Source organism: Rhizobium sp. BK512, assembly GCF_014194915.1.
Taxonomy (GTDB): Bacteria; Pseudomonadota; Alphaproteobacteria; order Rhizobiales; family Rhizobiaceae; genus Rhizobium.
The window spans coordinates 395,006-419,803 of the sequence record NZ_JACIAS010000006.1; the positions used below are offsets into that span (position 1 = coordinate 395,006).

Below are 24,798 nucleotides of genomic sequence, written 5' to 3' on the forward strand. Positions count from 1 at the left end.
GGAAACATGCCAGTAGAAATGTCCTCTTTTGATGCATATCCGCAAAAGAAGAATAACCGTCGGTCGAGTAAGAAACGCAACCTCTCGGATATTGTCGTCTTGTTCACCTTTCCATTTAAACAACCTGAAGGAAATGCTCGCTATTTTGGAAAGCGGTTTCAATTATGACTATTGTGGACAGCGCCTGAGGTTACCGGGAGAACAGCGTCATGAATGGAATTGGTGCCCGGCGTTGGGAATCTGGTGATAGCTTCAGTGCCGAGACACAACGTATCGTAGCTGCCACCGAGGCAATGATGGCGGCGACCGCGCACCATCTTTCCGAAGGCATAGAGAACCTCCGCCTCAAGGCGATCGTCCACGAGCTTCCCGATTTTCTGTACGTCAAGGATCGCGACGGCCGCTTCGTTTTCGCCAATGCTGTCACGGCGCGCAGCCACGGATTTGAGAACGCTGCCGAGATCGCCGGCAAGCGTGATTTCGACCTGTTCGATTTTGAGACGGCCCGCCGGTATTTCGATGTCGAGCAGGAGATCATGTCGGGCGGCGAGCCCCGCATCGACCTGGAGGAATTCGTGCCGCTGCCTGGTGGCGGTACCATGTGCCGCCTGACCTCCAAAATACCGCTGCGCAACGATCGCGGCGAAGTCGTCGGGCTCATCGGCGTCTCCCGCGATATTACCGAGCGCAAGCGGCAGGAGGAGCTCTATCGCGGCCAGGCGAACCTCTTGGAAATGATCGCCCGCAATGAACCGTTGCCGATGATCCTCGAAGCGCTGGTGCTGATGATCGAGCGGCAGATGACCGGCATTTCCGGCTCCGTGCTGCTGCTGGACAGCGAGGGTACGCGGCTCTACCACGGCGCGGCTCCCAATCTGCCCGGCGCCTACAGCCGCATGATCGACGGCGTTGTCATCGGCCCGAAGGTGGGCTCCTGTGGCACGGCAGCCTGGCGTGGCGAAACCGTCATCGTCGAGGACGTCATGGCCGACCCGCTCTGGGAGGATTTTAGGGCGATGGTCAGCCAGTTCGGCTTCCGCTCCTGCTGGTCGACGCCGATCTGCACCTCGCAGAAGAATGTCCTCGGCACATTCGCGCTTTATTCGAAAGAGCCGCGGCGCCCGACCGAACATGAAATGAAGCTGGTGGCGCTCGCCACCCACGTCGCCGGCATTGCCGTAGAGCGCAAGCGTGTCGATGACCGTATTCATTTCATGGCCCATCACGACGATCTTACCGGCCTGCCCAACCGTGCTTTCCTGAAGGAGCGCATGGCGAAGATCCTCGATCAGGCCCGGCGCAACAACCGCAAGGTCACCGTTGCCTACATCGATCTCGACAATTTCAAGGAGATCAACGACACGAGCGGCCACGCCGCCGGCGACGAGGTGCTGAAGGAAACCGCCACGCGCATGGCGAATTGCGTACGGGCTTCGGATATGGTCGTACGCCTCGGTGGTGACGAATTCCTCGTCGTGCTCGTCCACCAGTCCAGTCACGATGCCGGCATCATGCGGCGCCTGCGCGATCTGCAGAAGGCGATTTCCAAGCCGGTCCGCTCCGTTGTGGGTGAAATCGCTGTCACCTCAAGCATTGGCATCGCCGCCTTCCCATGGGACGGCGCCACGCCGGACGAACTGCTCACCAATGCCGATCGCGCCATGTACCGCGCCAAGCAGCTCGGTCGCAATACGCTGCAATATCACGACGGCGTTGTAAGCGATTCCGTCGACCTGCCGCTCACCGAGCAGGAGGAATTGCGCCAGGCGATCGTCGCCCACCAGCTTTTCCTGCTCTACCAGCCGCAGGTCGATGTCGCGACCGGCCGCGTTACCGGCCTCGAAGCACTGGTGCGCTGGAACCACCCGACGAAGGGCGTGGTACCGCCTGCCAATTTCATTCCGCTTGCGGAGGAAACCGGTCTCATCGTGCCGCTCGGCCTGTGGGTGCTGAACGAGGCCTGTCGCCAGGCTCGCGCCTGGCAGGACATGGGCCTGACGCCACTGACCATTGCCGTCAATGTCTCGCCCAAGCAGTTTGCCGATCCGGACTTCGCCTCCCACGTCGCCGAGGCGATCGACAGCCATAGGCTCAATGCGCGATGGCTGGAGCTGGAGGTGACCGAAAGCGTCATCATGCAGGATGCGGCCAGAGCACTCGCCATCATGCTCTCTCTGCGCGCGCTCGGTGTGCGCCTGTCGATCGATGATTTCGGCTCCGGCTATTCCTCGCTTGCGGCACTGAAGACCTTTCCCTTCGACCGGCTGAAGATGGACCGCTCGCTGGTCGAAGCTCTGCCTGCAGATACGACTGCCGTTGCCATCGCGTCGGCCGTCATTTCGCTTGCCCAGACACTGAAGCTCTCGGTGCTCGCCGAAGGCGTGGAAACCGATGCGCAGCTGGAATTCCTGCGCCATGCAGGATGCGAGGAGGCGCAGGGCTATCGCTTCTCCAAGCCTGTTGCGCCGGAAGAAATCGTCGTCATGCTGCTGGCGCGGGGCGCTTGATCACTTCACCAGATCGGCGACCGTCTCGATCTCGTTCGTCCATATGCCGCCGGAGTAATTGGCTGGCAGTTGCGCAAAGCGTTCGGCACTGTCGATACCGGTCGAAAAGCCGCCGCCGTGATAGGGGCCGATCACGAAGACCAGCGTATTCGCATCCTGCATGCGATTGAGGAACCGGTCCGGCCATCCCCATAGCCAGGGGGCATAATTGATCGGCACCAGCATCATCACATTCCTGCAATCGGCAGGCAGCGCACCCGTCCAACCATAGCCGATATAGCCGGTAAGGCAGCCCATGAGACTGGCGCGCGAAGCCGTGCGGATCTCGGGCGCCAATTGCCTTAAGCGATCGATCGGCTCATCACCGCCATAAACGATGATCCTGGCGCGCCGCTCAGCCGGCAGGCCATTCAGCACGGCAGCGAGCTTTTCGCCCTCCGAGGGGTCGCGGCTTTTGACATTGATGAGCAGATGTTTGTCCGGGAAGGTAGAAAGCACCTCATCCAGGGTCGGCATCTGACCGACGCCTTTGCCACGAAAAGGAAATGTCTTGCCGTTATCGGCGGTGTAGCCATAGCCGATATCGAGCATCTTCATCTCGGTCATGGAATGCTCCCGCGTCACGCCATGCCCATCTGTCCGGCAATCGAGTGTCCAGTCATGGAAGATGGCAAATTGCCCGTCCGTCGTGGGGTGGATATCGACCTCCACCACGTCCGCACCGGCATCGAAACCCGCCTGCATGGAGCGGATCGTATTCTCCAGATAGTCGTGCTTTGGCGGCAGCATGCGTGTAGCCGTGCAGGTGTCGTTCTTGAGATCCGTCTCATCGAAACGCTGGGCAATGCCGCGATGCGCCAGAAGCAACGGCTTGCCCTCGCGATGTTTGGCTAAAAAGCTGGTATTGTTGAGATAAACTGCGGCGGCAAATACGAGAATTGCCGCGCCTGCATATTTGAGCTTCCGTCCCATCATCCCCTCCGGCCGTGCCTCGGCAATGGCTAGAAAGCGATTCCGGTGGTTCTTTGGCTCATTTGGGGCTTTTGTGCGTTAAAGCTCGCCTTCACGTTGCAGAAACCCTATGTTTAGCCCAGAAAACAGGGAGATGGTGATGGCGGCGATTGCACTTTTTCACTCGGTCTACGGATTGCGGTCCCTTGAACGCGACGCCGCGGCGCGTCTGCGCGCGGCCGGCCATCAGGTCGTAACGCCGGATCTTTACGAGGGCAGGGTAGGGAGCACGCTCGAAGAAGGCTTTGCCCTCAGGAAAGAGATCGGCTGGGCCGAACTTTGCGGGCGCGCTGAAAAGGCGATCGCCGACTTGCCGGCATCGGCCGTCCTCGGCGGCTTCTCCATGGGCGCAGGCGTAGCCGCGAGCCTCTGGCCGGGACGACCGCAAGCGGCCGGCATCCTCTTGCTGCATGGTATCGCAGAAATTCCGGCAAACGCGCGCGAAGGCATTCCCCTTCAGGTCCATCTGGCGGACCCCGACCAGTTCGCGCCCGCGGATGAGGTGGCTCCATGGCGTGCGCATGCCGCAAGAGCTGCTATCAGCCTGGAGGTCTTCCTCTATCCCGGCGTCGGCCATCTCTATACCGATCCGTCGCTGCCAGACTACGATGCAAAGGCGGCGGAGGCCACCTGGAGCCGCGTCGACACTTTCCTCGCGGCGCTCTGAACCGCTCAGGGACCGTTCACCAGCTTCAGGATGAGCTGCTGGATATTGCCGCCCTCGCTCATTTCCACGCGGTCGAAATCCCGGCCGCGCTGACGCTGCCTGTTGGAGAGCTCTCCGAGCCGCACCGTCAGCTCCGGCCTGATCTTCTTGCAGCCGGGATCATCAGGCACGGAGAAGCCGTTGCTCAGCGTCTCGATCTCCTTGACCATTTCGATGATCGTCTCGCCGTGCCAGCGCTCATGTATGCGCACACCCGATATGAAGCTCTCCCAACTTGCCTTGGTCGCCGCCGGCAGGTCGTTCGGCGCCTTCGGCAGCGTGTAGATGATGATGAGCTTCGGCTTTGCAAAAGTCAGCGTGCAGGCACTGCCTTGCTGTTCGTATTTGCGCGTCCAGGTCAGCTTGAAAGTCGTATGCGCGATGACCCGGCCCGGCCCGACCTGCGGGCCGCGCTCGCCGATGGACTGGTAGAGCTGCATGCCGGTGCGGCCGGCGATTGCATATGCCTTCACTTCCTCACTCGGTTGCCAGTCTGTTGCCGCGGCTGCGGCAGGCAGAGCCAGCCCGAACGCCACCAACGCATATCCGAAAACAGTCCTCATATGCCTCTCATCCGCTTCCTTGCCGTAGCGCGGGCGAAGCTAACGAGGCTTGGGGGCGGATGCAACGGACGGAGCCACATGGCTCGTCTTCACCGCTGAATTTGGTTCTGCGTATCCCTCTGGCGCAAAACGCATTTCCCACTATCTTTGCTGTCATGAGACCAGACGCGTTGCTCTATCCCGCCCCCGAAGGGCTCTATTGCCCGGAAGGCGGCTTCTATGTCGATCCGGTGCGGCCGGTGGAGCGGGCGCTGATCACCCATGGCCATTCCGATCACGCGCGTCCAGGCCACGTGAATGTGCTCGCCACCCGCCAGACACTGGACATCATGCGCATCCGCTACGGCGACGGCTTCTCTGCGAGCGAACAGCCGGTCGCTTTCGGCGAAGAACTCGTCGTCAACGGCGTGAAGGTAAGCTTCCATCCTGCCGGCCATGTGCTGGGCTCGGCCCAGATCGCCATCGAGAAGAATGGCACGCGCATCGTCGTATCGGGCGACTACAAGCGCCGGCCCGACCCGACCTGCGAAGCCTATGTGCCCGTGCCCTGTGATGTCTTCATCACCGAGGCGACCTTCGGCCTGCCGGTCTTCCACCATCCCGATCCGATCGACGAGACCGGCAAGCTGCTCGCCTCGTTGCGCCAGTTTCCCGTACGCACACACCTCGTCGGAGCCTATGCGCTCGGCAAGGCACAGCGTGTCATCCGCCTGCTGCGCGACGCCGGTTACGGTGAACCGATCTATATTCACGGCGCGATGGAACGTCTCTGCGATTATTATGTCAGCCAGGGCATCGATCTCGGCGAATTGTTGCCGGCCACGATCGAAAGCCGCGACAAGTCCATTTTCAAGGGCGCCGTCGTCGTCGGCCCGTCCTCTGCCTTTGCCGACCGCTGGGCCCGCCGCTTCAACGATCCGCTGCCGTCCTTCGCCTCCGGCTGGATGATGGTGCGCCAGCGCGCCAAACAGCTCGGTGTCGAACTGCCGCTCGTCATCTCCGACCATTGCGACTGGCCGGAACTGACCGAGACGATCACCGAGCTTGCCCCGCAGGAGGTCTGGGTCACCCATGGCCGCGAGGAGGCACTGGTGCGCTGGTGCGAGCTGCAGGGCATCAAGGCCAAGCCGCTGCATCTGGTGGGTTATGAGGACGAGGGGGATTGAAGCATGAAAGCCTTCGCCGACCTCCTCGACCGCCTGGTCTTGACCCCCAGCCGCAACGGCAAGCTCAAGCTGCTGACCGACTATTTCCGCGACACGCCCGACCCTGATCGCGGCTATGGCCTTGCTGCCATTGCCGGCACGCTGGAGGTGCGCAACGTCAAGCCCGCCATGCTGCGCGAACTGGTTCTGGAGCGCATGGACGATGTGCTCTTCCGCTACTCCTATGATTATGTCGGCGACCTCGCCGAAACCATCTCGCTGGTCTGGGACAATGAACGCGATGTCGACCGCTCTGCGCTCGCCCAGCCGCGTCTCGGCGAGGTGGTCGTCAGAATGAATTCGCTTGGCCGCACGGAAGTGCGCAGCTTCGTGCGCGACCTGCTCGACCGTCTCGATTCCTCTGGGCGCTTTGCCTTTATCAAGCTCGCGACCGGGGCATTGCGCATCGGCGTTTCCGCCCGCCTCGCCAAGCAGGCGCTTGCCGATCTCGGCGGCAAGGACGTGACCGAGATCGAAACTCTGTGGCACGGCCTGCAGCCGCCCTATGAATCGCTCTTCAAATGGCTGGAGGGTGGTGAGGAAAAGCCGGTACTTGCAACGCCTGCGATCTTCCATTCCGTGATGCTTGCCAATCCGGTGGAGGAGGGGGATCTCGATAGTCTCGACCCCGCCAATTATGCCGCGGAGTGGAAATGGGACGGTATTCGCGTCCAGCTCTCCCGCTCCGGCGAGACACGCAGGATCTATTCCCGCTCCGGCGACGATATCTCCGGTGCCTTTCCTGATATTCTTGATTCAATCAGCTTTTCCGGCGTCATCGACGGAGAGCTTCTGGTTGGCGGCACGGCGCGTTCCAACAATCCGACCCGCACCTTCTCCGACCTGCAGCAGCGCCTGAACCGCAAGACGGTGACGGCACGGATGCTGGAAGAATATCCGGCTTTCATCCGCGCTTATGACATGCTTTTCGACGGCGACCAGGACGTGCGCGGCAAGCCCTATATCGAGCGTCGCGACCGGCTCTCGGAAATTATCGACCGCTCCCCGCACGACCGCTTCGACCTCTCGCCTCTGGTGCCGTTCTCCACCTGGGAGCAGCTGGACGATCTCCGCGCTGCCCCGCCCGATCCCGTTATCGAAGGCGTGATGATCAAGCGCCGCGACAGCATCTATCAGGCTGGTCGCATGAAGGGGCCGTGGTTCAAGTGGAAGCGCAATCCTTACAATGTCGACGCGGTGCTGATGTATGCCCAGCGCGGCCACGGCAAGCGCTCCAGCTACTATTCCGATTTCACCTTCGGCGTCTGGGCGGAGGATGAGGATGGCGAGCAGCTCGTCCCTGTCGGCAAGGCCTATTTCGGCTTCACCGATGCCGAGCTCGAAGTGCTGGACAAGTTCGTGCGCAATAACACGACCGAGCGCTTCGGCCCGGTCCGCGCAGTGCGGGCGGACAAGGAGTTCGGCTTCGTGGTGGAAGTCGCCTTCGAGGGAATCAATCGCTCCACACGCCACAAGTCGGGCGTAGCCATGCGGTTCCCCCGCATCGCGAGATTGCGCCCGGACAAGCCCTCCTACGAGGCCGATCGCCTTCGCACGCTCATTGCTATGATCGACGCCAAGGCGGGTTGATATCATCTGCCTGCGCAAAAATGACGCAGTCCCCCGTTTTCAACAGCATGTGTATTGGCGGCAAGGTTCGTCCGGTGCAGATTTTTTGGGCCGGGGAAATGATGGGTGCCGCGTATGAGCTCGCAAGAACGAAATGCCTTTTTCCGTCAACGCCGCGGCGTGCTTGCAGGGATAGCCGGCTCTCTTATGCTGCCTCGCCTCGCGAATGCCTTCGATGTCCCCGATGTTCCAAGGCTCGCCAAGCATGACTATGCCAGTGTCCGCCATCACTTCCGCACCAAGCTGCTGCAGAAGGGGCCGGCGCCGGATAAATATGAGCCGCTGACGGCACCGGCCGATGCCGACCGGATATTCTACCGCTCCGGCTATGGCGGCGAGCTGGAGTTGACGGCCTGGGTGTCCAAATACAAGCGCGGGACCAAGTCGAAGCCCGGCATCCTCTTCCTTCACGGCGGCAATGCCATGGGCATTGGCCATTGGCAGCTCATGAAGCCCTACGTGGATGCCGGCTATGTGGTGATGATGCCTTCCATGCGCGGCGAAAACGGCCAGATGGGCAATTTTTCCGGTTTCTATGACGAGGTGGACGACGTGCTTGCCGCGACCGAGCGCCTGCGCCATCTGCCTGGCGTCGATCCCGCGCGCCTCTTCATTGCCGGCCACAGCATCGGCGGCACGCTGACCATGCTGACGGCGATGAGTACGCATCATTTTCGGGCGGCGGTGCCGATTTCGGGCAATGCGGATGCCTTCCGCTTCTTTAACCGCTATCCCGAAGACATCCGCTTCGACGATTCCAACGCGCATGAATTCGAGGTACGCACGGCGCTTTGTTATGCGCACAGCTTCAAGTGCCCGGTACGTGTGCTGCACGGCACGGAAGAGTCTCATTTCAACGATCGCGCCGATCTTCTCGTTTCGCGTGCCCGTGCGGCCGGTACGCATATCGAAGCAGATACTGTTGACGGCAACCACACTTCGGCACTGCCGGCCGAGATCGCGCAGAGCATCGCATTCTTCCATGGTGTGGCGGCCTGACAGCTGCCGGATGCATGTCCGGCAGGGACCTGCGTCATCCGTCTTTTTCGGCGGGTTCTAGCTTCTGGCACCAGCCTCGCGCCAGCCGCGAATGCCATCCTGTGAGCAGATAATGCTGTCTCCGTGATCGCTGATGAGGGTGGTTTCATGAATTTTCTGCGCCGGGCTTTCCCGTTTGTCGGGCTCGCGGCTGCTGCAACGATGCTCAGCGGCTGCAACATTCTTGTCCCCGATGTCGCAGCGGATTCGCCTGCGCGCTTCGTGCAGGAGATTTCACCGGTCTTCTACGAGCCGCCGGGCGTCGATCCGCGTCGCGTCAAGCCTCTTCCCGATCAACCGGTGCCGCATACACGCGAACTCTACAGGACGCAGTTCAATCAGACCTATGGCCTGCCGGTCAGCAACCCGCTGAACCTCGACATGGGCATGTACGGCCAGGTCAGGGACGGCGATTTCACGCTGCCGGCCATCCCCGCCACTCGCATCCGTCCGGAATATCTGCGCCAGGAGGTCGAGTACCAGACCAACGAACGCCCCGGCACGATCGTTGTCGATACCCAGGACCGCTTCCTATATTTCGTTGAAGGCAATGGCAGGGCCATGCGTTACGGCGTCGGCCTCGGCCGCGAGGGATTTGCCTGGAAGGGCCGCGGCGTCATCCAGTGGAAACAGAAGTGGCCGCGCTGGACACCGCCGGTCGAAATGGTCTCCCGCCAGCCCGAAGTTCGTCCCTTCTCTGCGGAAAATGGCGGCATGAATCCGGGCCTTGCAAATCCGCTCGGCGCCCGCGCCATGTATATTTTCAAGGATGGCCAGGACACGCTCTATCGCATTCACGGCACGCCCGACTGGCAATCCGTCGGCAAGGCGGTTTCCTCCGGCTGCGTACGCATGCTCAACCAGGATGTGGTCGACCTCTACGACCGCGTGTCGGCCAAGTCAGAGATCGTGGTGATGTAGGGCTGCAACAGGGCAGGCGAGATCGTCTGCCCGAAGCTGGACACGTCTGCGTGATGCTATGGTTTATTTAGTATAAGCCGATAGATTTTTTCCTTGTCGATTTCGGCATTGGACGAATCAGGGGTGAGCTGCGTTTATGGCGAGCCCCGCATCACGAAGGAAATCAGTCCCGCGTCATGAGCCTCGATAACCCCATCTCCCGTCGTAGCTTTCTTTCCTTTTCGGCTTTGACAGCGGCTTCCGCGCTGGCAGGCTGTGCCTCCACTTCGAATACGGTCGAAAATGGCGGCATGTCGATCAGCTACCGTTCGCCCTTCCGCGCGTTCCAGACGACGAGCGTACCCAGCGAAGCAGAACTTGCCGTCATGTACGGCCCAATCGAAGACGGCGGTTTCCTCATCCCCGCCGTTCCCTACCAGCAGATCGACCCGCGCTACTATCGCCAGCAGGTCGTGGATCCGACCGGCCAGCCGCCGGGCACGATCGTCGTCGATACGCCCTCGCGCTTCCTTTATCTCGTCCAGCCCGGTGGCATGGCGATGCGCTACGGCGTCGGTATCGGCCGCGAAGGTTTCGCCTGGTCGGGCAATGGCGTCATCCAGTGGAAGCAGAAATGGCCGCGCTGGAAGCCGCCGAACGAGATGGTCGCCCGTCAGCCGGAGCTTGCGAAATACTCGATCGAGCGTGGCGGCATGGAGCCGGGTCTCTTGAATCCGCTCGGTGCGCGTGCGCTCTACATCTTCTCGAACAACGAAGATACGCTCTACCGCCTGCACGGCAACCCGGAATGGCGCTCCATCGGCAAGGCCGTCTCGTCGGGCTGCGTGCGCCTGCTCAACCAGGACATCATCGATCTCTACGACCGCGTTCCCAACAAAACCCCGATCGTTGTTTGGCAGTGAGCTGCGGTCGGGCGTAGCCCGAGCAATCGATCCAGTGAATCGATTGCAGCAGCGTAAGCGCAGGGCTGGAAGGGTGCCTAACCCCAAAACACAAAAACCGCCCAACACGGGCGGTTTTCTTTTGACTTGATAGTTACGCCGCCTCAGCGCAAATTCCAGCCTTGCACCCCGAAGCAAGCAGCGCCTTGTCCGCCACCTCGACAAACAACTGCCGAAACCACGACGCCCGCTCGTCCGCCCTGTCCACCCGCCGATACAGCATCGACACGGGATCGGCGGGCAGCTCGATCGGCGGCATCGAGACCTCGAGATTGTGAAGCTGCGCCATGCAGCGTCCGAGCGATTCCGGCACGATGGCAATCGACGGCATGGCTCTGAGCGCCGGCGGCACCGCAGAATAGCGGGGCACCGTCGCCACCACGTTGCGGCTCAAACCCACCTTGTCGAGCGCAGCATCGACTGCCGTCGTCGCACTGCCAACGAAGGAGATGGCGATTTGCGGTGCGGCGACGAAATCCTCGACGCTGATCGGCGGCTTCAGTTTCAATTGCTGCGGGTCATAAATAGCGATCGAACACTGCTCGAACAGTGGCATGCGGATATGCCAGGAGGCGGGTTCGCCATGCACGGAAATGCTGAATTCGTAAGCGCCGTCATCAAGCATCTGCGCCGCATCGCGTTTGTCGGCTGCCACGCCCACGAGCCGCGCGCCCGGCGCAAGCTGACGCAGCCGCGCAACCAGCGGGCCGAAGAAGGCGGTTTCCAGATTGTCACACATGCCGACGCGGAATTCGCCCTGCCAGGTCGATGGGTCGAAACCCTTGGGCGGGCGGATCGCCCGTTCGATGCCGGAAAGAGCATCCTCGATTGCTGGGGCGATCGCCAGCGCCCGCGCTGTCGGCTGCAGGCCGCGGCCGACGCGTATGAAGAGCTCGTCGTCCAGCGCCTCGCGCAATCGCTTGAGCGCGGCGGAAAGTCCGGGCTGGCCGAGCAACAGCCTTTCTGCTGCACGGCTGACATTGCGCTCCTGCATCAGCACTGAAAAGGCAAGCAGAAGGTTCAGATCAATTTTGCGAAGGACAGCATCATTTATCATTATGAGTAATACCTGACATGGCTACTATCAATTTGCAATAGGGTTTGAAGCTGTACATTTTCTCGTTCCCTGCCGCCCGCCAGCCTCCCGGCGAAGGCGGCAGCAAAGAAGGAACCGAGATCGATGACCAATTCCCCATCTCCGCGCGGAGCCGGCCTGGCGTTGCTGCTGCTCTGCGCTGCGAATTTCCTTGATGCTATGGATGTTTCCACTATCGGGGTCGCCCTGCCTGCCATTCAGACCGAACTTGGTATGCCGCCAACCTCGCTTCAATGGGCCGTCAGCGCCTATGTGCTGGGTTACGGCGGGTTTCTGCTGCTCGGCGGCCGTGTCGCCGACCTCTTCGGCCACCGCCGCGTCTTCCTCTGGTCGCTCGGCATCTTTGCGGCCGCCAGCATTGCCGGCGGTTTCGTCGATAGCGGGCCGACGCTGATCGCTGCCCGCCTGGTGAAGGGCATCGCCGCAGCCTTCACCGCCCCGGCGGCCCTTGCCCTGCTGCTCTCCGTCTTCGGCGAGGGCGAGAAGCGGGCCAAGGCGCTCGGCGTCTTCGCCTCGACGGGTGCCACCGGCTTCGTGCTCGGTATGGTGCTCGGCGGTGCCGCCACCCTCGTGAGCTGGCGGGCAACGCTCGTCATGGGCGCTCCGGTCGCAATCCTCACGCTGGCAATCGCTCCCTTTGTCCTGCCTCCGGACGCGCGGCGCGGCGAGGGACGCAAGCATTTCGACTGGGCGGGCGCCTTGACAATCACCCCGGGCCTGCTGCTCTTCGTCTTCGGCATTACCAACGCTGCCGCAGCCGGCTGGAATGACTTCTTCACCTGGGGCTCGCTCGTTGCCTCCGTGGTGCTGATCGCACTCTTCCTGATCGTCGAATCGCGCCATGCCGATCCCATGGTGCCGCTGCATATCTTCCGCCGGGCAAAGCTCAGCCATGCCAATGCCATCGCCGCTTTGTTCCAGGGCGCCTATGTCGGCTTCCAGTTCATCGCCACGCTCTACTATCAGGATGTGATCGGCTGGTCGGCCTTTGCCACCGGCTTCTGCTTCGCCTTCGGCGGTGTCTGCGTGATGTTCCTTGCACCGCGTTTTGCCACTGTCGCGCAGAACCGCGGCACGACGGGCCTGATGGCGGTTGGCGTCGGGCTGCAGGCGACGAGCTATATCCTCTGGGTTGCTCTGGTCGGCCACATCGATCCGATCATCCTGGTTGCCTTGAACCAGATCCCGCTGGGCGTCGGTTATGCCATGACCTATCCGGCAATCCAGGTTGCAGCACTGTCTGACGTCGAGGAAGACAAGTCCGGCCTTGCCTCCGGCCTGCTCTTCGCTTCCTTCCAGATCGGCGGCGGCATCGTGCTTGCGGCCGCTTCCGCCATCTTCGCCGCAGCCCCGCACTTCGGCTGGGATCCCTATGTCGGCGGCATCGTCTTCGTGGCGCTGCTGGCGATCCTGATCACCCTGCTTGCTGCTGTCGGTCCGAAGAGCGCCACGCTTCGCCCGCAGGCCTATCAGGCAGCGGAATAATGCAAATTGCCCGCGCCGAGGTGGCGCGGGCATCGTCTTTCAGGCCGTGCTTGGCCTCGGCCTATATGCTTGCGTTGAGATTTCCGCGCAGCCGGGTCAGCATGTCGCGCATGACCGCCATTTCCTCCAGCGTGCAGCCGATCGCTTCGCCGATCGACGACATGATCGTATTGACCTCGCCCCTCATCGACTGACCTTTCGGCGTCAGCGACACGATGACCTGTCGCTCGTCGCGGGAATCGCGGGTGCGCTTGATGAGACCGTTCTGCTCCAGCCGCTTGAGGAGAGGGGAGAGCGTGCCGGAATCGAGATCGAGCTGCTCGCCGATCGTCTTGACCGGCAGTTCGGCTTTTTCCCATAGAACCAGCATGACGAGATATTGCGGATAGGTCAGGCCCACCTTGTCAAGTATGGGCTTGTAGGCGCGGGTAAAGGCATGCGCCGTCGCGTAAACCGCGAAACAGAGCTGCTTCTCCAGCCGCTTTTCCTCTTCCGGTATTTCCATCACTTTCGCCGTTCTCGCTTTCATCGCTATCATCCTCAGAGGTCTCATTGTCCTCTTTTCAAATTCCGAATGCAATTTGCAAAATTCACTTGCGTACAATTTAATTGGGCGTTATTAAAAACTCAACCCGAACGAACGGGGCCAACCAAAGGAGATTGTCATGCCTATTCTCTACACGACCAAAGCTTCCGCCACCGGTGGCCGCGCAGGCCGCGCCGTTTCCGAAAACGGCGTTCTCGACGTCACGCTGACCGTGCCGAAGGAACTCGGCGGCGACGGCGCAACCGGCACCAATCCCGAACAGCTCTTTGCGGCCGGTTATTCCGCCTGCTTCCTCGGTGCTTTGAAATTTGTGGCCGGCAAGGAAAAGGTCAAGATTCCCGAGGAAACCACCGTCTCCGCAACCGTCGGCATCGGCCCGCGTGAAGATGGCGGCGGCTTCGGCATCGAAGTGGCCCTGACCGTCAACATCCCGGGTGTCGACCGCGAAACTGCCGAAAAGCTCGCAGCTGCCGCCCACATCGTTTGCCCCTACAGCCACGCCATGCGCACCTCGACCGAAGTTCCGGTCACGGTTGCCTGATTACTTGCTGCGCCAGTGAACAAGGGCCGGGGCAATGCTCCGGCCTTTTCTTTTGGATCAATGCGCCGCCTGCTGTGCTGGCCCGGGCAACTGATCGGCATCGGTCAGGGTGCCGAGGAAAGCGACGATATCGTCGATTTCCGATTCTGTCAGTGCCGGCGGATCGCCGGGCTTGCGGCCGAAGGGCGGGTCCTGATTGAGATTGCCCCAATAGGCCTCCGGTATATCGTCATATTTGCGGATCGTGCCGTCGGCGTTCTTCGGATACCAGCGGCCCGGATCGCTGTCGCGTGTGGCATAGAAGGAGACGACGTCGCGCAGCGAGTGGAAATAGCCATTGTGGAAGAAGCTTTTCTTCAGTGCCACATTGCGTAGCGTCGGCGTGCGGAACAGACCGCAATAATCCGGCCGATCCTTGAAATCGGTACGCTGAGGGCCGCAAAGGCCGAGATCATGGTAGTTGGGATCGGCATTGGCCGGGATTGCCATATTGCGCGGTACCGCGAGACCGAGGAAGCCGAAGTCGGAAAATTGCGGCGGCTCCCCGTCGTTGGCGGGCTCGCTCAGATGGCAGCTCGAACAGTTTCCCTTGGCCGGATCTTCGAAGACTTCGCGCCCGTGAAGCTCTTGCGCCGTCAGGGTGCCCTTGCCGGCAAGAAAGGCGTCATAGCGGCTGGAATAGGGATAGAAGTCTGCGCCGCTCTGCTCGAAAGTGCTGAGCGCCTCGACTGCCCCTTGGAAGGCATCCCCGGCGTTGCCGAAGACATCCTGGCCGAAAATCTCCCTGAAATCACCGGCATAGGCAGCCTTGCTGAGCGAGGCGACGACCTGGCTTTCGTCCTTGTTGCCCATTTCGAAAGCCGAAAGCAGCGGGATCTTCGCCTGGTCATAGCCGTGGTCCACGCGCCCGTCCCAGGTCAGGCCGCCCGTCGGCCCATTGTCGACGCTCTCGTCGCCTTCGTCCTCGGAATCGTAGAAATGCTCGGTGAAGGAAGGGACCGCCTGCAGGTAGCGCAAGGTCGGCACCGCGCGCAGGCCCGGCCGGTCCAGATGCGCCCCGCCCATTTCGACCGGTGTCGCGGTATCAGGAGCGAAACCATGATGCGGGTCGTGACAGGAGGCGCAGGCCTGCATGCCGGAGGCCGAAAGCGAGGAATCGAAGAACATCTTGCGGCCGAGTTCCGTCAGCGCCTCGGCGCGGGCATAGGCTTGTGCCCGCGACATCGGGCCGGGGTGCACGCCGCCGGTGACGGCCGCGCTGCTTTGCCGCAGGGGAATAAGGCTGAAACCAAGCGTGCTGGCCGCCAGACCAAGCGCCAGTCCGGACCGCAGAAGCCAGATAATCTTTGTCGCCATGTCAGCGATTCCAATGAGTTAACATAATGCATGCTCATGATCGAACCTGACTGCAACAGATTGATGACGCGCGCGTACCGGCCGCAGCAACAACCCGCCCGATGTCACAAAGTTGATAGATGGCGGGAATAGCGTCTCGCCTGCGCTGGGTCTTTCCACGTCCGCCCGACGCCCCTCTAGCCACGCCCCCTTAGCCATGAGGTATCCCGCCATGACCAGACTGAAATTCCTCCGCAATCTTTCGCTGGCCGGCTCGGCCATGTTGCCGCTGGCGCTTGCCACGGCCGCCCATGCAGCGCCCGCCGGCATGGACAAGATCCAGAATATCGTCGTCATCTACGCTGAAAACCGCAGTTTCGATAACCTCTATGGCAGCTTTCCGGGCGCCAACGGCCTCGCCAATGCAAGCGAAAGCCAGGCACGCCAGCTCGATCGCGATGGCGCGCCGCTTTCCGAACTGCCGCCTTCCTGGGGCGGTCTCACCGCCAAGGGTGTGACACCCGCCGTCACCGAAGCCCAGTCCGCGCACCTCGCCAATGCCGTCTTCTCGATCGACGATCCCAAGGGCTTTGCTCAATCGACCAATGTCATCACCCGCGACCTCTGGCACCGCTTCTACGAGGAGCAGATGCAGATCGATGGCGGCAAGAACGACAAGTTCGTCGCCTGGGCTGATTCCGGCAGCCTCGTCATGGGCCACTATGACGGCTCGATCCTGCCGATGTGGCAGGTCGCCAAGAAATACGTCCTCGCCGATAACTTCTTCCAGGGCGGCTTCGGCGGCTCCTTCTTCAACCACTTCCAGCTGATCTGCGCCTGCGCACCCTATTATGCCGATGCCGACAAGAGCCCCGCCAAGCCCACGATCGCCAAGGTCGATGCCGACGGCATTTCGCTGACCGTTGCCGAAAATGCACCAAAATCCGCGCTCGATGGTGCCCCGAAATTCGTCTCCGACGGCAACCTCACGCCGGATTTCTATGCCGTAAACACCATGCAACCACCCTACCAGCCGAGCGCCAATGCTCCGGCCAAGGGTGGAGATGCAGCCTATGCCGATCCCTCGCAGCCCAACACCTTGCCGCCGCAGCACGAGATCACCATCGGCGATCTCCTGTCACTAAAGGGCGTCAGCTGGGCATGGTACGGCGGCGCATGGCAGGCAGCCCTCGATGGCAAGAACGCCACGCCGGTGCCGAACTTCCAGTTCCATCACCAGCCCTTCAACTACTTTGCCAATTTTGCGCCGGGCACGCCCGCCCGCGCCGAGCATCTGAAGGACGGCGGCCTCGGCGGCGAAGGCTTCATCAAGGATATCGACGACGGCAAACTGCCGGCCGTTTCCTTCTACAAGCCGCAGGGCAACCTCAACGAACATGGTGGCTACGCCGATGTCTCGAGCGGTGACCAGCACCTCGCCGATCTCGTCTCCCATCTCGAAAAGAGCCCGCAATGGGGTCATATGCTCGTCATCGTCACCTATGACGAAAACGGCGGCTTCTGGGATCACGTCGCTCCGCCGAAGGCCGACCGCTGGGGCCCCGGCAACCGCATTCCAGCCTTCATCATCTCGCCCTATGCCAAGGGCGGCATGGTCGATCATACGCAATATGACACGACCTCGATCCTGCGCCTGATCACGGCCCGTTACGACCTGCCGGTGCTTCCGGGCCTGCTTGCCCGCGACAGGGCGCTGGCGCTGAACAACGAGCCGCCGATGGGCAACCTGACGGCATCGCTCGACCTGACGCGCTGATCGTCACGATAACCCTGTCTTCTCCCCAGACATTGGGGAGAAGACTTCTTGCTTTCGGATGTCTTATCCGTTGAGCGCGCGCATGCCGACTTCGCTGTAGCGATCTCCGACAGCGCGGGGCAGGGCACCGGCGATTTCCTCGAGATCCTGCTGCGTCAGGTCAACGGCAGCCGCTCCAAGATTTTCGTCGAGCCGCGTGCGGCGGCGCGTGCCGGGAATAGGCACGATATCTTCGCCCTGAGCCATCACCCAGGCGAGCGCCAGCTGCGCGGGTGTTGCGCCCTTGCGGCGCGCAATCTCTTCGACCACGGCGACCAGTTCAAGGTTCCGCTGCAAGTTCTCACCCATGAACCGCGGCGAGCTGCGCCTGTAGTCGTCGGGCGCGAGTTCGTCGACAGACTTGATCGCCCCGGACAGGAAACCGCGTCCGAGCGGCGAATAGGCGACAAGCCCGATCCCGAGTTCACGAAGCGTCTGCAGCACGCCGTCTTCCGGCTCGCGCGACCAGAGCGAATACTCGCTTTGAACGGCAGTAATGGGATGCACGGCATGCGCCCTGCGGATCGTCTCGGCACTCGCTTCCGACAGGCCGATATGCCGGACCTTGCCGGCTTCGACGAGTTCCTTCAGCGCGCCCACCGTCTCTTCGATCGGCGTATCGGGATCGACACGGTGGAGATAGTAGAGATCGATATGGTCGACGCCGAGCCGGCGCAAAGACCCTTCGCAGGATGCCTTTGCATAGTCTGGCCGTCCGTTGGCCGTCTGGGCGCTGACGCCGGGCATCGCTCCTGCTGCGCGTACGATGCCGAACTTGGTCGCGAGTACCACCTGGTCACGCCGGTCCTTGATCGCTTCCCCAACAAGTTGTTCGTTGGTGTGCGGACCATAGGTATCGGCCGTATCGAGCAGGGTGACGCCGCGCTCGAGCGCATGATGGATCGTGGCGATCGCCTCACCTCTATCGTCCGCCGTTGCGCCATAGGCCCAGTTCATGCCCATGCAGCCGAGGCCGATCGACCCGATCTCAAGTCCTTGCCCGAGCCGGCGTGTCTGCAATCTTCCGTTTGTCATCTTTCATCCTTTCTTCCGCCTCCTCATAGGAGGCGATTTTGCCGTCGAGGACGCGAAGGCAGGATTCGAGATCGGCCACATGGGCCCGGACATGCTCACGATGCTTTTTGAGCATCTCGCGACGCTCGCTGAAAGTGGCTTTCCCGCTACCGGCAAGCTTTGCATAAAGCAGCATGTCGCGGATCGGCATGCCGGTCGTTTTCAGACGTCCGAGAAACTCGATCCAGGAAAGGATTGAAGCGTCGTAGTCGCGTTGTCCGGATCGGTCGCGATCGGCATAGGGCAGCAGGCCGATACGCTCGTAATAACGCAGCGTATGAGCCGACAGACCGCACCGTTTCGCGAGGTCACTGATCTTCATGAAACACCTGTTCTCGTCACGACGCCAAGGAAGCTACGGCTTCGAGCGCGCTCTAAGTCAAGAGGCTTTTTAAGGCTGATTTTGCAGTCGTCTTGTCCCTGGCTGCAGGAAGATCACGCCAGGTATTGCAGGTCTCGCCTCAGCCCATCCGCATTGCCCCCGGGCATTTTCGCCTCGAGCGACGCATGCGTGCTTTCCCAGATTGGCAGAGCCTTCTGCAGCACGGCTCGCCCCTCATCCGTCAGCCGGAGTAGCCGGCCGCGCCGGTCTTTCGGGTTGGGCACGATGTCGACCAACCCCCTGCGCTGCAGCGGTTTCAGCGCTGCCGTCAGCGTCGTCTGGTCCATGGCAAGCAGGCTTGCGACCGGGCCCATCGGCGGCGGTTCCGGCCGGTTCAAGGACATCAGCAGCGAGAACTGCCCGTTGGTCAATCCGACGGGCCGCAGCGCATCGTCGAACAGGCGGCCAAGCGCGCGGGCCGCGCGTTGTACGTGCAGGCAGAGGCACGTGTCGCGCACCAGAAGCGTCGTAGAAAATGGAATCATTATCGCGTTTGACATGACCCATTTCTATTGATATCAATCTATTTAGTCAAGAAGAGGAGACTATTTGCCGGAACGTGCCGGCCGCGCCGGAGGAGGGCGTAGACCATGCTGAACAAGGTAACTCAAAATCCCGTCGTTTCCCGCGAGCAATGGCTTGAAGCCCGCCGCTCCCTGCTCTCGAAAGAGAAGGAGGCGACGCACCTCCGAGACAAGGTGAATGCCGAACGCATGGCTTTGCCCTGGGTGAAGGTGGAGAAGGACTACACGTTCGACACGCCTCAGGGGCCGAAATCGCTCGCCGACCTCTTCGATGGCCGCAGCCAGCTCATGGTCTATCACTTCATGTTCGGCCCCGAATGGGAAGCCGGCTGCCCGGGCTGCTCGTTTCTGGCCGATCACCTCGACGGCACGTTGGCTCACCTCAACCACCACGACGTCACCCTTGTTTCGGTCGCCCGCGCGCCGCTCGCCAAGATCGAGGCCTACAAGACGCGTATGGGCTGGAAATTTCCCTGGGTTTCGTCTTTCGGCAGCGACTTCAATTTCGACTATCACGTATCTTTCACGCCCGAGGACCTTGCCAAGGACAAGGTCTTTTACAATTTCACTTCCGTAGCGCCTGATGAGGCCAATGACGAACTGCCCGGACTTTCGGCCTTCTACAAGAATGAGAAGGGCGAAGTGTTCCATACCTATTCGAGCTACGCCCGCGGCGCGGAAGAAATTCTCGGCACGTTGATGATCCTGGATCATGCCCCCAAGGGTCGCAACGAGGATTCGACGATGGATTTCGTGAAGCGCCACGATGAATATGAGGAAGCCCCCCAGGCCTCATCCTGCTGCCACTAACGCAATTCCCGCAAAACTGTCGTGGTTTTGCGTTCGGAATTGCATGAAGCATCCAGCCAGCCATCCATCATCCGGAGGAGAAGGACGATGAAGACTGCAGAAGTGCTGAAGGAGCATGCTTTCCTGGAGAAAATGGTCGGCGACTGGACCGTCGCCGCCTCAGACATGACCGGCGACAAGCCTTGGCAGGAGACGGTGCGCTCCCTGCAGGGCATCTGGTTCGTTGCCGAAGGAGCCGGTCAAATGAGCGACGGCAAGCAGGCAACGACAATCCTGACCCTCGGCTACGACTCCAGCAAAGGCAAATATGTCGGCAGCTGGATCGGCTCGATGATGGATTACATGTGGGTCTATGAGGGCGAGGTCGATCCCTCGGGAAATGTTCTGTCGCTCTACACCCGAGGGCCGGCCTTCGAAGGCGACGGCCTTGCCGATTATCGCGAGCAGATCGCCTTTCTCGACGACAATGTCAGGACCTTCACATCGAGCGCCAGGGAAGCCGACGGCACCTGGAAGCAGTTCATGGAAGTCAAATATACCCGTAAGGGCTGAAATCGCCGGGGCATCTCAAGCGCAATTCCAGCAAAAGTGCGAGAGCGGTTTTGTGTCCGGAATTGCGTGCAAACAACGAGACAGAACTCAAGCGTGGACCGAGGAGAACACGATGTCCAATACGCATGGCAAGTTCATATGGTGCGAACTGATGACGCCGGATCCCGATGCGGCGGCAAAATTCTACGGATCGGTCGTCGGCTGGACATCGAGCAAAATGCCGGCGGCGGACCAGCCGGAATATGTCATCTTCGAAGCAAACGGCGTCAGGGTCGCCGGCATGATGCCCTTTCCTGCAGAGCTGGAAGGGCAGGGCATTCCACCGAACTGGACTGGTTATGTCGCCGTCGACAATGTCGATCAGTCGGCACGCGACTTTTCAGCAAATGGCGGCACCATCCGCCGCCAGCCTGCGGATATTCCAGGCATAGGCCGTTTCGCGGTCGTCGCCGATCCGGACGGAGCGGTGCTCTGCATCATGACGCCGCTGCCGATGGAAAACCCGCCGCCGGAATTGCCCTTCGACACGCCCGGCCATGTCGGCTGGCGCGAGCTCTATGCCAATGACGGGGCAAAGGCTTTCGACTTCTATTCCAGGCTCTTTGGCTGGACGAAGGATCAGGACTTCGACATGGGGCCGATGGGTGTCTACCACATCTTCGCCGAACACGGAAAACAGACCGGCGGCATGATGACCCGCCCGCCTGAGGTCGGCATGGCCTTCTGGTCCTACTATTTCACCGTGCCGGCGCTCGATGCTGCGATCGAGCGCACCAATGCCGGCGGCGGCAAGGTCGTCAACGGTCCGATGGAAGTCCCCGGCGGCTGGGTCTGCCAGGCCGTGGATCCACAGGGAGCGTTTTTCTGCCTCTCGGCGGCTGTGCGGTAGTCATCATCAACAAGGAGGGAGCACGCATCCGCGCGCTCCCTCATCTCTGCAGGCCTTACCCAGCCCCTCCCACACTTGCAAAGAACCCTTCAGGACTCTCCACCTCCACGAGCTTCTTCCGCTCGATCAGCCAGAAGCGGTTGCCGACCGCGCGCACGAAGCTGCGGTCGTGAGAGACGAGCAGGCAGCTCGCCTCATGCGCCAGCAGTTCGTTTTCCAGCGCTTCCTGACCCTCGATGTCGAGATGGTTCGTTGGCTCGTCGAGCAGGTAGAAGTTCGGCTGCGTCAGCCTGAGCACCAGCATGCCGAGCCGTGCCTTCTGCCCGCCCGAGAGCAGTTTGACCGGCTTGCCCTGCATCTCGATCGTCATGCCGGCGCCGGCAAGCAGTGAGCGCGCCCGCTGGTCGCCGACATCGAAGCGGCGGATGATCGTCTGCAGCGGCGTGTCGGCATCGCTGAGATCGGCAAGCAGCTGATCGCCATAGCCGAGCACCAGCGAGGGCGTGGCCTTGATGCCTGCCTTTGCTGTTTCCGGCTCGGCGATCGCCGCGCGCAGCATGGAGATCAGTCGCGACTTGCCGGCGCCGTTGAGCCCGAGCAGTACGATGCGGTCGCCCTGGCAGATGAACTGCTTTCCCGTGCGGAAGAGCAGCGTGCCGTCAGGCGTGGTGACTTCCGCATCCTCAAGCGTGACCAACACCTTGGCATGCGTGCCGCGATTGGCGAGGCGGATTGCGCCCGCTGAACGCTCCAGATGCGCGGGCTTTGCCGTTTCCTCCAGCTTTTCGGCGCGCCGTTTCAACTGCTTTGTCTTGACTACCAGCAGGTCGCTGCCGGAATTGATGCCGATATTGTTGAGCTTGGCCGCCTGTTTGCGCAACTGCTCGACCGTCCTCATATCCTTCTCGTAACGCCGCGCATCGGATGCGTCCGCCTCGTCGAGTGCCGCTCTCGCCCGGCTGTAGGGCAGGGAGAAGACCGGCGATTGCTCCGGCCGCAGGAAGAGCGTCCGGTTGGTCGTCGCATCAAGGAAGGCGCGGTCGTGGCTGGAGATGATCACGGGCGTATCGCGCGGCAGCGCGTTCAACCAGTTTTCCACCTGCGCGATCTTTTCGAGATCGAGATGGTTGGTCGGCTCGTCGAGCAGCAGCACGTCCGGTTCGTTCACTGAGGTGCGGGCGATCAGTGCCAATCGCTGCCAACCGCCGCTGAGCTGCCGGAGCGGCCGTTCACGCAACTCCTCGGGCACTTCGAGCGATTCCAGCACGACATCCGCACGCCAGCTTTCACCGTCGGCCTGATCGGGAGGAAGGGCGTGCAGCACGGCGTCACGGAAGCTGGCGTCGAGAAGTGCCGGCGGCACATTCTGCTCCACATGGCCGATGGTGAGGCCGCGCGCCCTGGTGAGCTCGCCTTCGGTCGGTTCCAGCTTGCCCGTCATCAGGTTGAGCAGGGTGGATTTGCCGCGCCCGTTCGCAGCCACGAGGCCGATCCGGTCGCCGGCATTGACGACGAGATTGAGCTTCGAAAACAGCGGCGCGGACAGAACGATGCCGAGATTGCGGATATTGATGAGGGTCATGATCGTATCCTGGCCTTGCCAAGCGATCGCGCATATCCGGGGCTTTCAGCCATCGACGGAAAAGCGCGTTATGCTTGGCGGATTATGAAATGCTTGCAGCTTGAACGGCGGGCATTCAGGTGCAGCAGTGCCACTAGGGGCAGACCAGGAAGAGATTTGCGAGAAACGGTCTCTGGTCAGCCCTGCAAACGCATCTGCAGGGCGTTGACTGGGCCACGCTGGCGATGATGCCGGAAATAGATATTCATGCGCAGCCCTCCTTTCTTTCTCGATTGCACGAGGGAAATACCATTGCTCGCGCCTGGAAACAAGGGATCACGATGGAGATAGCCGCATCGCACTCGCACCATTCGAGACTGCCGCAATGGAGATTCCGTCTTTCACGGCCGGGGTATTGGCAATGTGCTGGTGTAAAGGGTGTGCGACGAAGCGAAAAAGCGCTGGCGCCCCACCATGCTCGTCGATACGGCCGTCTATCTGAAGAGCGCAATTTCTCTCTACGAGTCCTCCGGCTTTATCCACTGCCCGCCCTTTCACACCGTGCCGGCAGAAATCAGCCACACCGAAGTCTTCATGTCGCAGCCGCTTTGATCCCGACACAATCGCCTCCTAGCGATGTCAGGCGTCACAGGGAGGCACCGCATGCTCATCGCTCATCTGCCGGCAGCGACGCAGGGCATCATCCTCTGCCGTCATGGCGGCTGCGCTGATCGGCAGCGTCGCGCCGGATTTCGACGTGATCTATTTCTACGCCTCCGGCGGCCGGGTTCATCACCATGCCTATGTCACGCATTGGCCGCTCTTCTGGCTGGTCGCGGCGATCCTGATCCTGCCGCTCCTCAAATGGCTCCGTCCGGACTGGCTCGTCACGGGTTTCGTCTTCTTCGCAGCCGCCATGCTGCATATGGTCATGGATACGATCGCGGCGCCGCTCCTTTGGTTGGCACCTTTCTCCTTTCATGAGTTCGAGCTGGTTCGGGTCCCCGCAACCCATGCCAGTTGGATCGTGAGCTTCCTGCTTCACTGGACATTCCTGCTGGAAATCTCGATCTGCCTTTCGGCGCTCGCCCTCTTCCTGATGCGCCGCCGACGCGCCGAAGCCGGCCGACCTGCGGTCTGACCAACATGCGACGGCCTCGCGCCGGTGCCGGAAAAGCTGCATTGAGTTCTGCCAACGGAGGCTTACCGGAGCAGTTGCACAACACCCTGTGATCGTTATAAGCCGCCGTCCAGGGCTGAAGAGACATTCATGATCGGGGGCGAAATGATGGCAGGCGGTGACGACGACTATGTTTACGACGAGGCGACAGGCGAATGGCGCCCGGCCTCCGAGATGGCTGCAGCCGCGCAGGCTGCATCCGAGGTTCGCGACGCCTCCGGAAACGTGTTAAAGGACGGCGATTCCGTCACGCTCATCAAGGACCTGAAGGTAAAGGGCGCCAACCAGACCCTGAAACAGGGCACGGTTATCCGCTCGATCCGTCTGACAGATAATCCCGAAGAGATCGACTGCCGTCACGATACGATCAAGGGCCTTGTCCTGCGCACGGAATTTGTCCGCAAGCGCTGATCAAGGCTGGTTGCGCAAGAGCGTGCAGCCGTTCTGCGATGCCGGCCGCGCCGGACAGACTTAAAGCGTGGCAG

Annotated in this window: 25 protein-coding genes; 16 read left to right on the forward strand and 9 right to left on the reverse strand. The window is 61.3% G+C overall.

The window, feature by feature from the left end; genetic code table 11:
* The first annotated feature begins 209 nt into the window (after positions 1–209).
* Entirely contained in the window at positions 210–2,507 is a 2,298-nt protein-coding gene (locus FHX06_RS22535) for a putative bifunctional diguanylate cyclase/phosphodiesterase (RefSeq protein ID WP_183880929.1), read from the forward strand.
* Here FHX06_RS22535 and FHX06_RS22540 read toward each other — a convergent pair whose 3' ends face one another.
* Positions 2,508–3,479, reverse strand: a complete 972-nt coding sequence (locus FHX06_RS22540) for a glycerophosphodiester phosphodiesterase family protein (RefSeq protein WP_183880931.1) — start codon at positions 3,477–3,479, stop codon at positions 2,508–2,510.
* 133 nt (positions 3,480–3,612) lie between these two features.
* On the opposite strand from FHX06_RS22540, the gene FHX06_RS22545 reads away from it, so the two are divergent.
* A complete protein-coding gene (locus tag FHX06_RS22545; RefSeq protein WP_409564435.1) occupies positions 3,613–4,185 on the forward strand; it encodes a dienelactone hydrolase family protein in 573 nt (190 codons plus the stop codon).
* Positions 4,186–4,190: 5 nt separating this feature from the next.
* On the opposite strand, the gene FHX06_RS22550 is transcribed toward FHX06_RS22545, so the two are convergent.
* Positions 4,191–4,787 (reverse strand): DUF922 domain-containing Zn-dependent protease, encoded by a 597-nt coding sequence (locus tag FHX06_RS22550; RefSeq protein ID WP_113145925.1) that lies wholly within the window; start codon positions 4,785–4,787, stop codon positions 4,191–4,193.
* Positions 4,788–4,942: 155 nt separating this feature from the next.
* Here FHX06_RS22550 and FHX06_RS22555 point away from each other — a divergent pair, with 155 nt between their 5' ends.
* The 5 genes from FHX06_RS22555 to FHX06_RS22575 all read left to right on the forward strand — a co-directional run bounded on the left by FHX06_RS22555 (position 4,943) and on the right by FHX06_RS22575 (position 10,482).
* The gene (locus tag FHX06_RS22555; RefSeq protein ID WP_183880934.1) at positions 4,943–5,953 is read left to right on the forward strand and encodes a ligase-associated DNA damage response exonuclease; all 1,011 of its coding nucleotides are present in this window, start codon (positions 4,943–4,945) and stop codon (positions 5,951–5,953) included.
* Positions 5,954–5,956: 3 nt separating this feature from the next.
* Entirely contained in the window at positions 5,957–7,582 is a 1,626-nt protein-coding gene (locus FHX06_RS22560) for a cisplatin damage response ATP-dependent DNA ligase (RefSeq protein WP_183880936.1), read from the forward strand.
* 114 nt (positions 7,583–7,696) lie between these two features.
* Positions 7,697–8,620, forward strand: a complete 924-nt coding sequence (locus tag FHX06_RS22565; protein WP_112543032.1) for an alpha/beta hydrolase family protein — start codon at positions 7,697–7,699, stop codon at positions 8,618–8,620.
* Between the two features lie 147 nt (positions 8,621–8,767).
* Positions 8,768–9,580, forward strand: coding sequence for a L,D-transpeptidase (locus FHX06_RS22570; protein WP_112543033.1), 813 nt, complete (start codon positions 8,768–8,770; stop codon positions 9,578–9,580).
* A gap of 176 nt (positions 9,581–9,756) precedes the next feature.
* Entirely contained in the window at positions 9,757–10,482 is a 726-nt protein-coding gene (locus FHX06_RS22575; protein WP_112543034.1) for a L,D-transpeptidase, read from the forward strand.
* 133 nt (positions 10,483–10,615) lie between these two features.
* Here FHX06_RS22575 and FHX06_RS22580 read toward each other — a convergent pair whose 3' ends face one another.
* On the reverse strand, positions 10,616–11,578 hold the full coding sequence (locus FHX06_RS22580; protein WP_183880938.1) for a LysR family transcriptional regulator: 963 nt from the start codon (positions 11,576–11,578) through the stop codon (positions 10,616–10,618).
* Positions 11,579–11,701: 123 nt separating this feature from the next.
* Between FHX06_RS22580 and FHX06_RS22585 the strand changes: the two genes are divergently transcribed.
* Entirely contained in the window at positions 11,702–13,102 is a 1,401-nt protein-coding gene (locus FHX06_RS22585; RefSeq protein ID WP_112543036.1) for an MFS transporter, read from the forward strand.
* A 61-nt stretch (positions 13,103–13,163) separates the two neighbouring features.
* Here the strand turns inward: FHX06_RS22585 and FHX06_RS22590 are convergent, their stop codons facing one another.
* Entirely contained in the window at positions 13,164–13,640 is a 477-nt protein-coding gene (locus FHX06_RS22590) for a MarR family winged helix-turn-helix transcriptional regulator (protein ID WP_113203626.1), read from the reverse strand.
* 127 nt (positions 13,641–13,767) lie between these two features.
* On the opposite strand from FHX06_RS22590, the gene FHX06_RS22595 reads away from it, so the two are divergent.
* Positions 13,768–14,190 (forward strand): organic hydroperoxide resistance protein, encoded by a 423-nt coding sequence (locus tag FHX06_RS22595; protein ID WP_007818814.1) that lies wholly within the window; start codon positions 13,768–13,770, stop codon positions 14,188–14,190.
* A 57-nt stretch (positions 14,191–14,247) separates the two neighbouring features.
* On the opposite strand, the gene FHX06_RS22600 is transcribed toward FHX06_RS22595, so the two are convergent.
* A complete protein-coding gene (locus FHX06_RS22600) occupies positions 14,248–15,546 on the reverse strand; it encodes a cytochrome-c peroxidase (RefSeq protein WP_183880940.1) in 1,299 nt (432 codons plus the stop codon).
* A gap of 211 nt (positions 15,547–15,757) precedes the next feature.
* Here FHX06_RS22600 and FHX06_RS22605 point away from each other — a divergent pair, with 211 nt between their 5' ends.
* Positions 15,758–17,302: an acid phosphatase gene (locus FHX06_RS22605; RefSeq protein ID WP_113210035.1), complete on the forward strand. Its 1,545-nt coding sequence runs from the start codon at positions 15,758–15,760 to the stop codon at positions 17,300–17,302.
* Positions 17,303–17,365: 63 nt separating this feature from the next.
* Here the strand turns inward: FHX06_RS22605 and FHX06_RS22610 are convergent, their stop codons facing one another.
* The 3 genes from FHX06_RS22610 to FHX06_RS22620 all read right to left on the reverse strand — a co-directional run bounded on the left by FHX06_RS22610 (position 17,366) and on the right by FHX06_RS22620 (position 19,297).
* Positions 17,366–18,361 (reverse strand): aldo/keto reductase, encoded by a 996-nt coding sequence (locus tag FHX06_RS22610; RefSeq protein ID WP_113210034.1) that lies wholly within the window; start codon positions 18,359–18,361, stop codon positions 17,366–17,368.
* A complete protein-coding gene (locus FHX06_RS22615; RefSeq protein WP_112543040.1) occupies positions 18,330–18,737 on the reverse strand; it encodes a MerR family transcriptional regulator in 408 nt (135 codons plus the stop codon). The genes FHX06_RS22610 and FHX06_RS22615 overlap by 32 nt, the downstream gene beginning before the upstream one ends.
* A gap of 113 nt (positions 18,738–18,850) precedes the next feature.
* Positions 18,851–19,297: a MarR family winged helix-turn-helix transcriptional regulator gene (locus tag FHX06_RS22620; RefSeq protein WP_112971012.1), complete on the reverse strand. Its 447-nt coding sequence runs from the start codon at positions 19,295–19,297 to the stop codon at positions 18,851–18,853.
* Positions 19,298–19,387: 90 nt separating this feature from the next.
* On the opposite strand from FHX06_RS22620, the gene FHX06_RS22625 reads away from it, so the two are divergent.
* From FHX06_RS22625 to FHX06_RS22635, 3 genes are all read left to right on the forward strand, one after another.
* A complete protein-coding gene (locus FHX06_RS22625; RefSeq protein ID WP_113210033.1) occupies positions 19,388–20,131 on the forward strand; it encodes a DUF899 domain-containing protein in 744 nt (247 codons plus the stop codon).
* 87 nt (positions 20,132–20,218) lie between these two features.
* The gene (locus FHX06_RS22630) at positions 20,219–20,683 is read left to right on the forward strand and encodes a DUF1579 domain-containing protein (protein WP_113014958.1); all 465 of its coding nucleotides are present in this window, start codon (positions 20,219–20,221) and stop codon (positions 20,681–20,683) included.
* Between the two features lie 112 nt (positions 20,684–20,795).
* Positions 20,796–21,572, forward strand: a complete 777-nt coding sequence (locus tag FHX06_RS22635; RefSeq protein WP_112543044.1) for a VOC family protein — start codon at positions 20,796–20,798, stop codon at positions 21,570–21,572.
* 55 nt (positions 21,573–21,627) lie between these two features.
* Here FHX06_RS22635 and FHX06_RS22640 read toward each other — a convergent pair whose 3' ends face one another.
* Positions 21,628–23,154: an ABC-F family ATP-binding cassette domain-containing protein gene (locus FHX06_RS22640; RefSeq protein WP_113210031.1), complete on the reverse strand. Its 1,527-nt coding sequence runs from the start codon at positions 23,152–23,154 to the stop codon at positions 21,628–21,630.
* Positions 23,155–23,607: 453 nt separating this feature from the next.
* Here FHX06_RS22640 and FHX06_RS22645 point away from each other — a divergent pair, with 453 nt between their 5' ends.
* From FHX06_RS22645 to FHX06_RS22655, 3 genes are all read left to right on the forward strand, one after another.
* Complete coding sequence (locus FHX06_RS22645) at positions 23,608–23,745, forward strand: hypothetical protein (RefSeq protein WP_162738446.1); 138 nt, start codon at positions 23,608–23,610, stop codon at positions 23,743–23,745.
* Positions 23,746–23,848: 103 nt separating this feature from the next.
* Positions 23,849–24,274: a metal-dependent hydrolase gene (locus tag FHX06_RS22650; protein ID WP_246715615.1), complete on the forward strand. Its 426-nt coding sequence runs from the start codon at positions 23,849–23,851 to the stop codon at positions 24,272–24,274.
* 147 nt (positions 24,275–24,421) lie between these two features.
* On the forward strand, positions 24,422–24,724 hold the full coding sequence (locus tag FHX06_RS22655) for an alkylphosphonate utilization protein (protein WP_113210067.1): 303 nt from the start codon (positions 24,422–24,424) through the stop codon (positions 24,722–24,724).
* Positions 24,725–24,798 lie beyond the last annotated feature (74 nt).